This is a genomic window from Desulfococcus sp., from assembly GCF_050178255.1.
In the GTDB taxonomy this organism is placed as follows: Bacteria; Desulfobacterota; Desulfobacteria; order Desulfobacterales; family Desulfococcaceae; genus Desulfococcus; species Desulfococcus multivorans.
On sequence record NZ_JBFXGG010000035.1, the window covers coordinates 1 to 14,084 of the forward strand.

At 55.5% G+C, this 14,084-nt stretch carries 10 protein-coding genes; 4 read left to right on the plus strand and 6 right to left on the minus strand.

Annotation, left to right across the window (positions count from 1 at the left end; all coding sequences use genetic code 11):
• Positions 1-47: 47 nt before the first annotated feature.
• Both AB7S84_RS08775 and AB7S84_RS08780 read left to right on the plus strand, forming a co-directional pair.
• Positions 48-1,613: a PAS domain S-box protein gene (locus AB7S84_RS08775; RefSeq protein ID WP_020875674.1), complete on the plus strand. Its 1,566-nt coding sequence runs from the start codon at positions 48-50 to the stop codon at positions 1,611-1,613.
• Between the two features lie 339 nt (positions 1,614-1,952).
• Positions 1,953-3,653, plus strand: coding sequence for an FAD-dependent oxidoreductase (locus AB7S84_RS08780; RefSeq protein ID WP_428153955.1), 1,701 nt, complete (start codon positions 1,953-1,955; stop codon positions 3,651-3,653).
• 108 nt (positions 3,654-3,761) lie between these two features.
• Here the strand turns inward: AB7S84_RS08780 and AB7S84_RS08785 are convergent, their stop codons facing one another.
• On the minus strand, positions 3,762-4,031 hold the full coding sequence (locus AB7S84_RS08785) for a hypothetical protein (RefSeq protein ID WP_020875672.1): 270 nt from the start codon (positions 4,029-4,031) through the stop codon (positions 3,762-3,764).
• Positions 4,032-4,157: 126 nt separating this feature from the next.
• Positions 4,158-5,900, minus strand: a complete 1,743-nt coding sequence (locus AB7S84_RS08790; protein ID WP_428153958.1) for a hypothetical protein — start codon at positions 5,898-5,900, stop codon at positions 4,158-4,160.
• A gap of 165 nt (positions 5,901-6,065) precedes the next feature.
• Between AB7S84_RS08790 and AB7S84_RS08795 the strand changes: the two genes are divergently transcribed.
• Positions 6,066-7,061, plus strand: coding sequence for a 3'(2'),5'-bisphosphate nucleotidase (locus tag AB7S84_RS08795; protein ID WP_020875669.1), 996 nt, complete (start codon positions 6,066-6,068; stop codon positions 7,059-7,061).
• Between the two features lie 28 nt (positions 7,062-7,089).
• Here the strand turns inward: AB7S84_RS08795 and AB7S84_RS08800 are convergent, their stop codons facing one another.
• From AB7S84_RS08800 to AB7S84_RS08815, 4 genes are all read right to left on the minus strand, one after another.
• Complete coding sequence (locus tag AB7S84_RS08800; RefSeq protein WP_020875668.1) at positions 7,090-8,049, minus strand: aldo/keto reductase; 960 nt, start codon at positions 8,047-8,049, stop codon at positions 7,090-7,092.
• A gap of 147 nt (positions 8,050-8,196) precedes the next feature.
• The gene (gene ppdK, locus AB7S84_RS08805; protein WP_020875667.1) at positions 8,197-10,935 is read right to left on the minus strand and encodes a pyruvate, phosphate dikinase; all 2,739 of its coding nucleotides are present in this window, start codon (positions 10,933-10,935) and stop codon (positions 8,197-8,199) included.
• 47 nt (positions 10,936-10,982) lie between these two features.
• On the minus strand, positions 10,983-11,603 hold the full coding sequence (locus AB7S84_RS08810; protein WP_020875666.1) for a DUF4126 domain-containing protein: 621 nt from the start codon (positions 11,601-11,603) through the stop codon (positions 10,983-10,985).
• Positions 11,604-11,698: 95 nt separating this feature from the next.
• A complete protein-coding gene (locus tag AB7S84_RS08815) occupies positions 11,699-13,003 on the minus strand; it encodes an alanine dehydrogenase (protein WP_020875665.1) in 1,305 nt (434 codons plus the stop codon).
• Positions 13,004-13,224: 221 nt separating this feature from the next.
• Between AB7S84_RS08815 and AB7S84_RS08820 the strand changes: the two genes are divergently transcribed.
• The gene (locus tag AB7S84_RS08820; RefSeq protein WP_020875664.1) at positions 13,225-14,007 is read left to right on the plus strand and encodes an exodeoxyribonuclease III; all 783 of its coding nucleotides are present in this window, start codon (positions 13,225-13,227) and stop codon (positions 14,005-14,007) included.
• The last annotated feature ends 77 nt before the right edge of the window (positions 14,008-14,084 follow it).

Genomic DNA, 14,084 nt, shown 5'->3' on the forward strand with positions numbered 1-14,084 from the left:
GGGAGGATACGGCCACCATCATGAACGTCGAAAGTTGAATTTTTAAGATGAAGGAACAGATCGATTTACATCAACCGGCCTTGACTATCGCGCACCAGGACATTATCACGCTGCGTGAGGATTACACTGTTCAGCAAGCATTGGACTACATCAGATTGCATGGCTTCGGAGAAAAAATCGTTTATTTCTACGTGGTGGACAACGCCGGACAATTGATGGGTGTGATTCTGACCCGACGGCTGCTCACTACGCCCCTGGACCAGCGCATTTCAGAGCTGATGATCCGAAAACTGATAACCATTCCCCAGCATGCGACAATATCGCAGGCTTATGACCTGCTGGCCCACCATAAGCTTTTGGCGCTTCCGGTGGTGGATCAACAACAGCGCATCCTGGGCATCGTCGATATCAGCAAATTCATGGACGACAACTATATCAGGGACATCACCGAGAGAAAAAAAGAAAAACTTGAAATTGAAAGACTGAATACAAGGCTCAGAAGCATTCTGGATCACATGCGTGAACTGGTGCTTTCTTTCTCATATATTGAAGAAGTCGATAAAAACAGCATAACTGATTTTTCATTTTTTGACGATCATCTTGTGGAGGTCAATTCCTCAGCCTTTTCTTTTTATGAAGTGCCGGCATCTTATATTCTGAACAAAAAAGTAAGTATTTTCGATTTCGTTCACGACCTTGATAAGAATAACGTCCTTGCCCATTACACCGATTTGTTTGAGAAGGGATTTTCTGAGATCAGTTATCGGATTGTTGCCCCGAAAGGCAAGATAAAATGGGTTTTGGATTACGGTCGCGTCGAATACATGAAGACAGGAGCGGTAAGAAGAATCAATCATATTATTGAAGACATCACCGAAAAAAAGAAGGCACTCGACAAACTCCAGGCGAGTGAGGAAAAATATCGACGCATCTTCGAACGCTCTAAGGATATGATATATATCCTTAAAACAGATGGGCAAATCCTCGATATCAATCCAGCCGGCATCGAACTTCTCGGACTCAGCAGCAAACAGGAAACAACACAAAGAAACATAAAGGATTTTTATGTGGATCCTGCGACAATGGCATCACTGGTCAAAGAGATTCTGGAAAAAGGAGAGGCCGCACGGACCAGAATGTTGCTTCAGAATGTCAAAGGCGAAAAATTCGAAATAGGTTTGAATGTCATTGCGCAAAGAGATGACACCGGAAAAGTTGTCTCTTATCAGGGAATCGCTCACAACATCACGGAGGCAATCAGACAAAAGGAGCTCGAGGCAATCAGCCAGCTTGCAGGCTGTTTTGCGGATGATCTGGCATCACCGCTGAACGTGATCATGATGGGCGTTGAAATGATTAAAGCTTTTTTGTCGGATATTGAAGCACTGACAGAGAAAGGATCCAATGGGGATGCAACAACAGGATGGGAAAAAATCTTGGATGAAATCACATCCCATGCTTCAGAGATGAATTATTTTCTCAATGAGGTCATGATTGCCGTTGAGGATGTAACGCAACGATTGACGGAGATCAGAGAACAGTACTGGAATTTGAAAAAAGTCCCGGACGGTTCCGGCGGTATGATTTACCAGAGAGCGACCAAGGAGAACTGATGATCAGGACCAGTCGATCCTCACGAACCGCGAATCCGATTGATTCTTGGATACACCCCAAGCATTTGATCTTATGACGTCAGCCGCAGCGGTCTTCTCGTCTCAACAGGCTTACGCCGAGGCGAAGACCTATTTTGTCGACAGGCTGACGGAACTCGCAACGACTCGGAGATCGGCCGAATCAACGCCTCTTGAAAACTTTTTTGAAATCATTCAAAGTGAACCCGTTGACAAACCGCTGGGGATCTTTGTATAAACCATAAAAGAGATAATTCGCATTTGTCGTTTCTGTCGGCAACGGCTCAAATTATGACCTTTTCAGACGAAAGGAAAAATCTCATGTCTAACTTGCGTGTCCTGATCATCGGCGGCGTCGCGTGCGGCCCGAAAACCGCTTCGAGGTTGAAACGGCTCTGTCCCGATGCGGATATCACGATGATCGAACGGGACCGGTTGATATCCTACGGTGCCTGCGGACTTCCCTATTACGTTGAGGGCGAATTTCTGAACATCAACGCCCTCACTCACACTCAGGTGGGCTTGCCGCGCACCGCCGAATTTTTTGAAAAGACCAAAGGATTCAAAGTCCTTGCCCGAACCGAGGCCATCCGGATCAACCGGAGCCGGAAGACCGTAACCGTCAAAGCCCTCGACACCGGGGTCGAATCGGACCTGCCTTATGACAAACTGGTGATCGCCGCCGGCGGTTCGGCCTTTCGTCCTCCCATCCCGGGCATCGATCTCAAAAACGTGTGGTTCATGACCCACCCCGAACACGCCCGGACCCTCGTAGAGGAAATCGCAGCCCAGGGGCTTAAAAACGCCGTAATGGTGGGCGCTGGTTTTATCGGCATGGAAATGGCCGAAGCCTTGATGTACAAGGATATGAACGTTACCATGGTCGAGATGTTCGACCATGTGCTGCCCGGCGTGATGGATCAGGATCTGGCCGCCTACGTCCAGCTTCATCTGGAGGACAATGATGTGGACCTGGCTCTGGGCGAACGGGTGGTGGGACTCGAAGGCGACGGGGACGGCAAAGTGACGGCCGTCAAAACCGATCAACGTTCTATTTCAGCCGACTGCGTCGTAGTGGCCGTGGGTACCCGCCCCAATGACGAATTGGCCCGAGAAGCCGGGCTATTTTGTGATCGGGGCATTCTCATCAACAACAATTGCCAGACCAGCGACCCGGATATCTACGCCGGCGGCGACTGCGTACTCAATCGTTTCATCAACAAAACCGTGGCCCCACCCATGTATGTTCCTTTGGGGTCGACGGCCAACAAGCACGGACGGACCATCGCCAATCACATCGCCGGACAGCAGACGCCTTTTCCCGGCATCAACGGCACCGGCGTCGTCAAGGTCTTTGACTATACCGTCGGTCGAACCGGCCTGACCGAAGCCATGGCCAAAAAGCTGGGCATTGCTTACGAATCCATCGTCTGGGGCGGACCCGATCGGCCGCATTACATGAAGAACGCCCGCTATTTCCTGATCAAAATGCTGGCCTCGAAGCGGGACCGCAAGGTACTGGGAGTTCAGGTCGCCGGGGCCGGGGACGGCGCCAAACGCCTGGACGTGGCCGCCGGCACCCTCTATTACGGCGGGACCGTAGAGGATCTGGCCGATATTGATCTGGCGTATGCCCCACCCTTCGGTCCACCCATCGATCCCATCGCCGTATGCGCCCACGTGCTCAGCAACAAGATGGACGGCATCGCCCGATCCATCAGTGTTTACGACGCCAAGGAACGGATGGACCAAGGGGATGTTCTGCTTCTGGATGTCCGGGAGCCCGATGAGAACAAGATGCTCAAGATGGCTTATGACAAGGTCGTCCACATCCCCCTGGGTTCACTGCGCGAACGCCTGAATGAGCTGCCCAGGGACAAGGACATCATCACGTTCTGCAAGATCAGCCTCAGGGGGTATGAGGCCCAGCGTATCCTTCAGGCCGCGGGATTCGATCGGGTATGGTTCATGGAAGGCGGCCACGAGGCATGGCCCTTCGAACTGGACTATCTGGGAATGTAACTTCTGCAGCGGCATCCGTCAAACCGAATCCGCCGCAGGGCCATTCCAAAGAAAGGCATCTTGCGGAGGCCGTCAACAGGCCGCCCGCAAGATGCCCGAAAAATATTTTCACGACCGGCCATCCGCTTCCTTCATTCTCTCGATATTCGCTCTAAGTTGAGCAATTTCGATGCCCAGACTGACACACTGCTTTCCCTCCATGCATTTTTCCGCATCGTTGTCCTCGAGAAATGTCTTGAGCTCATGGCCGCCTTTTTTGAGATCCACGACCCAGGCTTTTTGTTCGGCATCGTAATCGACCTCGACGTCAATCCCGCACTCACCGATATCCGGATATATTTTTCGAATTTTGTCACATAGTTCGGCTTTGCTGATCATGGTGGTCGTCCTTTCTGTTGAGATTGGAATCCATTGAACCTTTCCAGACCCAAAACCTGAATGCGCCCTCTATCGGCATGTCTGGGTCCTCATAACGTTACCTTTTACTATAATACGCAAGTTATCTCATGACAAGGACCCGTCCATCTGGAATCGCAACGGCTCCTGGGTATGAACGGTGAGTTGGGGAAAAGGAATATTCCATTCATTTTCGTTGCAGGTTTCGATGGCCATCCGATTGATAAGTCGGTTCAGTTTGTTGTAGTAACACGCCATCTTTCCGGAAAAATCGGCAATGATCGCCAAATCCAGCGATGACGGACCTGCCGCCGCCACCTCGACCTTGAGCTGAACCAGGTCCCCGTAGTAGCCGGTCTCCTCCAATTTTGCCCTGAGGGATGCCTCGAGCTTCTCGGGGACGGCCTGGGTGATCGACGCCTGGAGATTGTAATCGAGGCCGAAGACAATTTTGATTCTGAACCCCTTCGAAATGTTTTTGGGACCGAGTCCCAAAAAATCCTGGGTCGGGTAGGTAATGCGGCTGCCGCCCCTTGACACCAGTTGAACCATCTCCGGCGTCTGACTGACGATTTCTCCCCAGTTCCCGTCCGACAGCAGGACCCACTCGTGGATTCGGCAGGGGAACCAGGGTTCCTCGGCATCATAGGTCCGGGAATTGAGGTCGAGGATGTCTCGAAGCGGAACCCGGAGGAGCCTCGGCCGGAGATCCGGATTATCGAGTGTTGCATAGACGTTCAAAGATGCCACCCGCCACGGTATGCCGTTGAAGATGATTCGCTCGTTTTCCCGGACCGTGCCCAGATTGAGCATCAGTTGAACCTGTCGCCAGAACATGGGGAGCCCCGCCTTCGCCGTCCAGGCGACACCGATGATGAAGATGATGGCAAAGCTGAGCAGAAGCCAGTCTCCGACCGTATAGAGAACGAATAGGAGCGCGCCGGTGGCCCCGATTCCCGTCAGGATATGATAAAACACATCCATCATTCGGATGATGAAGGTGCGCTCGCCGCGCTTATGAATGGGACTGAATCGGTATACCAGCCGGTGAACATAGCGCATGAGAAAAAAAGTGGCGAAAAAGGCGACCACGGCCATGATGAAATTTTTTCCGCGACTCCTGAAAAAGGACTTCACAACCTCCTGGGAGGAATCGAAGATAGATTGTCGCTGCCTCAGGAGTTCCTGGAGCTGGTACTGATCCACCTTGAGCCTGTCGGCGACCTGCCGTTCCCGGCGCAGCCATTCCTCTCGCAGCCCCTCCAGTGCCTTTTTGAGGCGGATATCGTCATCCGCGGTATTCTGAATCAGCGTATCGATGTTCCGAAGCGCAACTTTAATGGTCGCCAACTGGTTTTGCTGAAGTTGAATCTCGCTCCTCAGTTTCTCCTGCTGCCGTGGACGATCGGTAAGCTGTTTCAATTCACTGAGCAGCGGCGTCAGAAGCGTTGAAAGCTCCTCTTTCCAATCGATCTTTTCCTGCGATTTCACAAGAAAATTCTCGATATCAACGCCGGTGGCAATGCTCTCGAAATCAGACTCCACCTCCGAGAGTTTAGCCCTGAGCTGGTCCAGCGCCGTGCTGGTAGCCGTCTTCTCCCCCTCGCTTCCGGCGACGTTCCGCGCCTGCTTCGTGTCCTTGATCTGTGTGTTGATCTCCATTCGGGTCTGGATAAGGCTCTTGAGGGTCTCGATGGTATCGCCGTCCCTTGCCGACAGCGCAGCGGGTTCCGTTGCCCTTTCACCGACGTTCCGCCGCTCCTGCTCCTGTCCCCGAACCGGACCCGAAAAAAACACTGAAAGCACCATGACGCCCGCGACCGTCAATATCCTCGCATATGGCTGTTGCATCACAATGGGTTTCCTTGGCCGAATCATCCGTGAATCCTTTAAAAATCCTTGATGGTTAACCTGATTGTTGCGATGATGGTCATTACTGTCGAAAAGTATACGAGAGTCCGCCGCCCGTCAATTCATTTCACGCCGGTCTGACGACCCGACCGGGAAAGGATTCCGATGTATCGAAAAGAACTTGATATTGCACTTTCAGCCGTGAGCCGTGCAGCAAAACTGTGCCGAGACGTCCAACAGACTTTGGTCGATGCGGAGAGCGTCCAGAAAAAGGATCGTTCACCGGTCACCATCGCCGATTTCGGAAGTCAGGCGATCATCAGCATGGCCTTGTCCGCTGCTTTTCCCGAAGATCCCCTGGTGGGGGAAGAGGATGCCGTGCTGTTGCGGAAAAACGACGTTCTCCGCGGAAAGGTCCATAACCTCGTCTCGAACGCGATCGGCGCCGTGGACGAGGATGCCCTGATCGAGGCCATCGACCGGGGCGCCCGTGATACGAATTTCTCCGGGCGGTTCTGGACCGTGGATCCCATCGACGGCACCAAGGGGTTTTTAAGAGGAGACCAGTATGCCGTGGCCCTGGCGTTGATAGAGGCGGGCCGGGTGGTATTGGGCGTCCTGGGATGCCCCAATTTCAATCCTGAAAAATGGGGAGCCAACGGGGCCATCTTCTATGCCGTTGCAGGCGGCGGCGCCTTTGCCGCCCCCATCGAACCGGGGACCCCCGTCGGCAGGAACGATTTGAACGCCAAACCCATCCGGGTGGATGGAACGAACCGGCCCGAAGCTGCCCGATTCTGTGAGTCGGTGGAAAGCGCCCACAGCGATCACGAGGTCCACCGGCGAATCTGCGACCGCCTGGGGATTCTCGCATCCCCCTGCCGCATCGACAGCCAGGCCAAATATGCAGCGATAGCCTCAGGCGAAGCATCCATATATCTTCGCCTGCCCCGGAGCTCGGCATATCGGGAAAAAATCTGGGACCATGCCGCCGGCGCCGCCGTCGTAACGGAGGCCGGCGGCCGGGTGACCGATTTCAGCGGCAGCCCCCTCGGTTTTACGGAAGGTCGAACCCTCAAAAGTCACCGGGGTATCCTGGCCACCAACGGCCGGCTTCACGACGGGGTGCTGTCGGCGATTCAGTCCACCGTAGCCATCTGACCGCCGCGAGCCGACGATCGGCTGTTCACTACCATTTCCACATGACCGGATCGTCCCCCAGATGATCGGTGACGGTCCGGCCGATACGGTCGATCTCGCTCAACACCTCCGAAGGCAGGCTCACGGTGCCGGCCCTGGCGTTCTGAACGACCTGATCGGCATTGCGCGCGCCGGCGATGGCGCAGGTCCCCTCACGGGAGACCACCCACGCCAGGGCCAGCTGCCCCAGGGTCAGCCCGTTCTCCTCCGCGATGGGCCGAAGCGCCTTCAGCGCATCCTGAATCCGGGTGTAATGCTCCGGCTGGAAAAGGACGTTCCTGGCGCGGTGATCGCCCTTCTCGAATTGGGGCGTCGGTCCAAACTTTCCGGTCAGGATGCCCTGGGCCATTGGGGAATACGCCATGACGACAATACCCTTCTCCCGGCAGTACGCCATGGCGGTCTTTTCCATGTGCCGCCAGAACAGGGAATAGGGCGGCTGATAGCTGTCGATGGTCCCGAAGGCTTCCGCAGCTTCGATCTCGGCCTGTGAAAAATTGGAGACGCCCACCGCCCGGATCTTCCCCTGCAGTTTCAGCGCGTTCAGCGCCCGCATCGTCTCTTCGATGGGGACGTCCCTGCTGCCGAAGGACCCGGCAGGCCAGTGAATCTGATAGAGGTCGATGTAATCGGTCTGAAGGTTTCGAAGGGACTGGTGACAAGCTTTGAAGACCTTTTCATAGGCCAGGGAGTGCGCAAAAACCTTGGTGGCGATCACCACCGCCTTTCGAACATGACGGAGGGCCTTTCCCAGTACTCTTTCCGAATGCCCGTCCCCATAGACGGCGGCGGTGTCGAAGGTGGTGATGCCCGCATCAACAGCCGCGGCCATGGCCCTTTCGGTCTGATCATCATCGATGCCGGCCCACATGGCCTTGCCGGCCTGCCAGGTTCCCATAATGACGGCACTGAGATGAATGCCGGTTTTTCTCAGAGGTATGGTTTTCATAATCGATCCTTTTGCGGTTTCGGCCGCGAAACGCAGCCGGGATTCCCGGAAAATGTTGATGTAGACGGGAGCGGTCCGATATCCGACCGTTCCAAAGTTGAGGGGCGGCCGCAGCCGCCCCTTCCGCTATCCGTAACCTTGTCGTATCTATTTATCGTGCCCGCGCCTCTCCATAATCGCTGCATGGGCCGCGGCCAGCCGGGCCACCGGCACACGGAACGGCGAACAGGAGACATAGGTCAACCCCAGTTTGTGGCAAAGGGCGATGGACGCCGGGTCGCCGCCGTGCTCACCGCAGATGCCGCACTCCAGATCGGGCCGAACACTGCGTCCCTTCTCGATGCCGATTTTCATGAGCTGTCCAACGCCGTCTTCGTCGATGGTGGCGAATGGGTTGTCCGGCAGAATGCCCTCCTCGATGTAGTCGATGAGGAAACCGGCCTCGGCATCATCCCTGGAAATCCCGTAAGTGGTCTGGGTCAGGTCGTTGGTGCCGTAGGAAAAAAACTCGGCATGCTCGGCAATCTGGTCGGCAGTCAAGGCCGCCCGCGGCAATTCGATCATGGTGCCGAACTTATAATCGATGGACTGACCCTTTTGGGTCATTACCTGCCGGGCCTCAGCCTCCAGGCGCCGGCGCTGCACCTTGAGTTCGTTGACGTGGGCGGTGAGCGGAATCATGACCTCCGGATGGACCTCCACGCCCTCCTTGGCGACGATGCACGCCGCCTCGAAGATAGCCCGTACCTGCATGGTCGTAATCTCGGGAACCAGAATCCCGAGACGAACCCCCCGCATACCCAGCATGGGGTTGGCCTCGTGCAGACTTTCGGCCCGTTTGAGAAGCTGTTCCTTCTCTTTGAATTGCTGAAGCAGCTCGTCTATTTTCTCCAGATTGTCGGCATGCTGGAGTCGAATTTTGATGTCGCTCAAAGCCCGTCTCAGGTCGACGTGATTGGGCAGAAATTCATGCAACGGCGGGTCGAGAAGTCGAATGATCACGGGCAGGCCGTCCATGGCACGAAAAAGCCCTGCGAAATCCTCCCTCTGGAACGGAAGGACGGCTTCGAGGGCCTCCCGCCGTTCAATGGGAAGATCGGTCATGATCATCTTGAGAACATAGGGAAGACGTTCGGCTTCGAAAAACATGTGTTCGGATCGGCAGAGTCCGATACCCTCGGCACCGTACTCCCTGGCGCGCAGGGCGTCCTTGGGATAGTCGGCGTTGGTCCATACGCCCAGAGTCCTGAATTCATCGGCCCACGACAGCAGCTTTATGAGCCATGGGTCCCGTATATCCGGCACGGTCGTGCTCAGTTTGCCCAGGAAGAGTTCCCCCACGGTGCCGTCGATGGAGATCCAGTCCCCTTCGTGTACAATCTCGTCCTTGATGCGCATCTGCCGACGGTTCATGTCGATCTGAAGTTCCGACACCCCCACCACCGCGGGCTTTCCGAACTGCCGGGCCACCAAGGCTGCATGACTGGTGCGACCGCCGCGGCTGGTGAGAATACCCCTGGCCGCCAGCATGCCGTGAACGTCGTCCGGTTTTGTCTCCGGCCGGACCATGACCACATCCTTACCCTCCTTGCTCCACTTCTCGGCCAGATCCGCGTCCAGAGCCACCACACCGCAGGCGGCACCGGGGCTGACGTTGAGCCCGCTTCCCAGGAACGTTCCGGAGGCTCTCGCCGCAGCAACGGCCTTCCGATCGAACTGTGGATGCAGAAAAAAGTCCACCTGCTCCGGGGTGACGCGCAAAACCGCATCCTCCCGGGAAATGAGATTCTCCTCGGCCATATCCACGGCAATCCTTACCGCTGCCTGGGCGGTCCGTTTTCCGTCCCGGGTCTGGAGCATCCAGAGCTTTCCCTTTTCGATGGTGAACTCCACATCCTGCATTTCCCGATAATGCTGCTCGAGCTTCCGGGCCACATCCTCGAATTCGGCATAGGCTACAGGCATTTCCCTTTCGAGTTCGGAAAGGTCTTTGGTCAACCGAATGCCGGCCACCACGTCCTCCCCCTGAGCGTTGGTGAGGTAGTCCCCCTCGATCTGACGTTCTCCGGTCGATCCGTTCCGGGTCATAGCGACACCCGTGGCCGAATCATCACCCATGTTGCCGAACACCATGGTCACGATGCTGACGGCAGTGCCCAAATCGTGGGATATGCCGGCGGCGTTCCGGTAATCCACGGCCCGCTTCCCGTTCCAACTCTTGAAAACAGCCTCGGTTGCGAGCCGCAGCTGTTCAAACGGATCGCGAGGGAACCCATAGCCTTTCTGGCGTCGGCAGATAGCCTGGAACTCACGGGTCACCGTTTTCCATGCCTCGGCGCTCAATTCAGCGTCGGTTTCCACGCCTTCCTTCATGCGGGCGTCGGTGATCACCTCCTCAAAGAGGTCGTCCGGCACGCCCATGACCACATTTCCGAACATTTGTACCAGACGCCGGTAGGCATCGTAGACAAACCGCTCATCGCCCGTCAGTTCGACCATGCCTTTGGCCGTCTCATCGTTGAGGCCGATATTGAGGACGGTATCCATCATCCCCGGCATGGAAAATTTGGCGCCGCTGCGACAGGAAACCAGGAGCGGATTCGCAGCATCCCCGAAGACCTTGCCCGTATTCCGCTCAATGGCCTTCAATGCCTCGAGTTCCTGCTCCCAGAGCCCTTCCGGAAATTTTCCTCCCGACGCGAGATAGGCGTTGCAAGCCTCGGTCGTCACCGTAAAACCGGGCGGCACGGGAACGCCGATACGGGCCATTTCGGCCAGGTTGGCGCCTTTACCGCCCAGAAGGCTTCGAACACCGTCCCAGGTTCCGCCGGCGTACTTTTCCGCAGCCTCGACCTCATCGAACAGGTATACCCATTTTTTTGTCACCGAATATCCTCCCTATCTTTAAAAATGTTTTTTGGTGTCAAACCGTATCAGGCAGACGGCGTTCGGTCCTTCACCCAACGCTCCACAGCCGCGAAGACCCGCTTGAGTCCCCGCCAGATCCTGGGCAGAAGCCAGATCACCATGCCGATGAAGAGAATGAACAGACCGATAAAAAGCAACGGATGGTTCAGAGCCGTCCATATGCCGGCCACGACGATAACGTCTTCGGAAATGGAAGCGGTCCAGTTGCTGAACGGTTCCGGGGACATGTTGATCAGGGCCCTGGAACCCGTCTTGGTCGCATGGACACCGGCGGCGATGCCGCCGCCCAGGATAGCCGCCGTCAGCGCCAACGCGGGGGACACCTCCCCCACCGCCCCCGCAGCCAGCACCGCGCCTGCGGGAATGCGGATGAAGGTGTGCAGCAAATCCCATCCCGTATCCACCCCCGGCACCTTGTCGGCGATAAACTCCGTCACAAACATCAGCCCGGCACTGGTCATCACCAGCGGATTCATCAGAATATGAAGGTGCTCCGGAAGGACGATGTTCTGAGTCGCACCCAGGGCGCCCAGCACCAGAATTGTCGCATAAAGATTGATCCCGCTGGCCCAGGCGGCACCCATCGACAGAGCGATGGCACGAATGATTTCATTATAGGTATCCATGGGTCTCTTCCTTTGTCAACAGCCATGATCCACACCGACGGGAACGATCCCCTTCAGCCGCTACCCGCCCGCCGTCACGAACGCCGAAGACTGAATTACAGGTACTGATGAAGATACGCATAGTCGGGGGTAAGGCGTCCCCGATAAAGAATAACGGCTCGCTTCAGCTCGGGCGGCAGGTCCAGTTCCGCATAGGGGACGCTGTAATCCGCCCTGGCCATGAATTCGACAATTCCTCGAAGAACGCTGCTGAAATAGACGGAGGATTCCCGGGGTATCTCCGTCGGCAGAATATCCACCGCCATGATAACGGGTCCGTGACCGATGACGCCCCTGGCAACGGTATTGTTTTCAGGAAGATAAACATAGACGGGATCTCCGGGGTCCGTTGCGTCCACCGTGCACTGAATCGATCCTCCCGGATCGCAACTGATGTCTCCGATCACCCGTAGCTTAGGCTGTCTGCCATCGGCCCAGAGACGCTTCACGGCCTCGAGGGTGACAAGGCGGGGATACCGTTCATCCCAGTAAACGCAGTTGATCAGAAGGTTCAGGTGGTCGAGGTACGCTTCAAAAATATTCTCGTATGCATCCTTCCCGCGCCGGTAATAATCCTGAAGATCGAAGGCCGCGCCCCCGATCCTGGGTCTGACGCAATGATGCTCCTTGAACACGGCCTTGTAGATGCGGTTCCTGGGAGATTCGAAACCTGCGGCCGTTTCAGCGACCGCCTCGGGAAGGATTTCGACGACAGGCAGGAGGTCCAGGATCTCCTGTGCCCCCGCGGAGACATTGCCGTAGCCGGTGATCCCCACAATGACGGGATGAATCGCGGCAGGGAGGCCGCCGTCGCGAATTGCCGAACCAACCGCCGTGACATGGGCTTTGATCTCATTCAGGTCCCGGTAGTCTTTCGCCTGTTTAAGCTCGGCAAACGGCGTTTCGACGCCCTCCGCCGCCAGACGCTTCCCGAAGGCCCAAAGGGAGTTCACCATCCCGGCGAGACCGGCATGACGGCCGAAAAAAATCAGTCGACGGTTCTCGTCGTCCACGATCCGCTCGTAATCGATGAGGGTCACACCCTTTTCCATCATGGTTTTCAGCATGGGCATGTTGTAAGACTGACCTTTGATGACATGGGCAAAAAAAACATAGACCCGCCCCTCCAGAAAGGCCTCCTTCGGCACCTCCTTGATCCCGAAAATCAGATCACGGTCTTCGAGATGGTCCCGAACCGGTATGCCCGCCGCGCGGAACTCTTCATCCCCGAAAGCACGCACGGGACTTGACTGTACCACAACATCCAGACCTTTTGCTTTAAGGGCCTTCAGGTCTTCCGGTACAAAGGGAACCCTTCGCTCCCAGACGCTTTTGTCTTCCCTCCGTATACCAATTTTCATCTGTTTCACCTGACAAACCTCGCATTGTATTTCCGGAAAGGACGACGCCTTTCCCGATTATTTTACGAAAAACCGCTGTTTTTATTATTAATCGAATATTATTCCATACATAAGTGGATCAACTCTGTCAAGAAAGGATCGGCCGTTTTAGAGAATTATCATTCTCATTATTGTCTTGAGCGCAAAATCGTGGTAGCGCTAAACCGCATAAAGGAATCTTCATGAACGACATCAAATTGATCTCATGGAACCTCAACGGCCTCAGGGCCGTGTGGAACAAGGGCTTTCTGGAAACCTTCCGACGGCTGGATGCCGATCTGTTTGCCGTTCAGGAGACCAAGATCCAGCCGGACCAGCTGACGGAGGAGATGCGACATGTAGACGGATACGATGCCTACTGGTCCTGTTCAACGGTAAAGAAGGGTTACAGCGGCGTCGGGGTTTACTCGCGCATTCCGCCGCTCCGGGTGGAAACCGGCATCGGAAACCCCCGTTATGACGACGAAGGAAGAATCATCACATTGGACTTCGGGGACTTCCTCTTTTTCAACGTTTATTTTCCCAACGGCCAGATGAGCGATGAAAGGCTCCGCTACAAACTCGATTTCTATCGGGATTTTTTTGCGTATCTTTCGCCCCTGAAAAAAGCGGGGAAACACATCATCATCGCCGGAGATTACAATACGGCACACAATGAGATCGACTTGAAAAACCCTAAGGCCAACGAGAAGAACTCGGGGTTTCTCCGAGTGGAGCGCGACTGGATCGACACCGTCATCCGGGAGGGATATGTCGACACCTTCAGACATTTCTATCCGGAAACGGTCAAATATTCGTGGTGGTCCTACCGGTTCAAGGCCCGGGAACGAAACGCCGGCTGGCGGATCGACTATATTTTCACCACCGAAAACATGATCGCCGAAGGCAGAATCCGGGATCCCATCATCGAGGACACCGTTTTCGGCTCGGATCACTGTCCCATCGGCCTGACAATCCTCAGATGAAACCGGAAATCCGGAAATTTGTCGGCCGAAAATTCCAAAACGCGACGGTCTGGATCGGCCTGAACCTTGTCACTCTG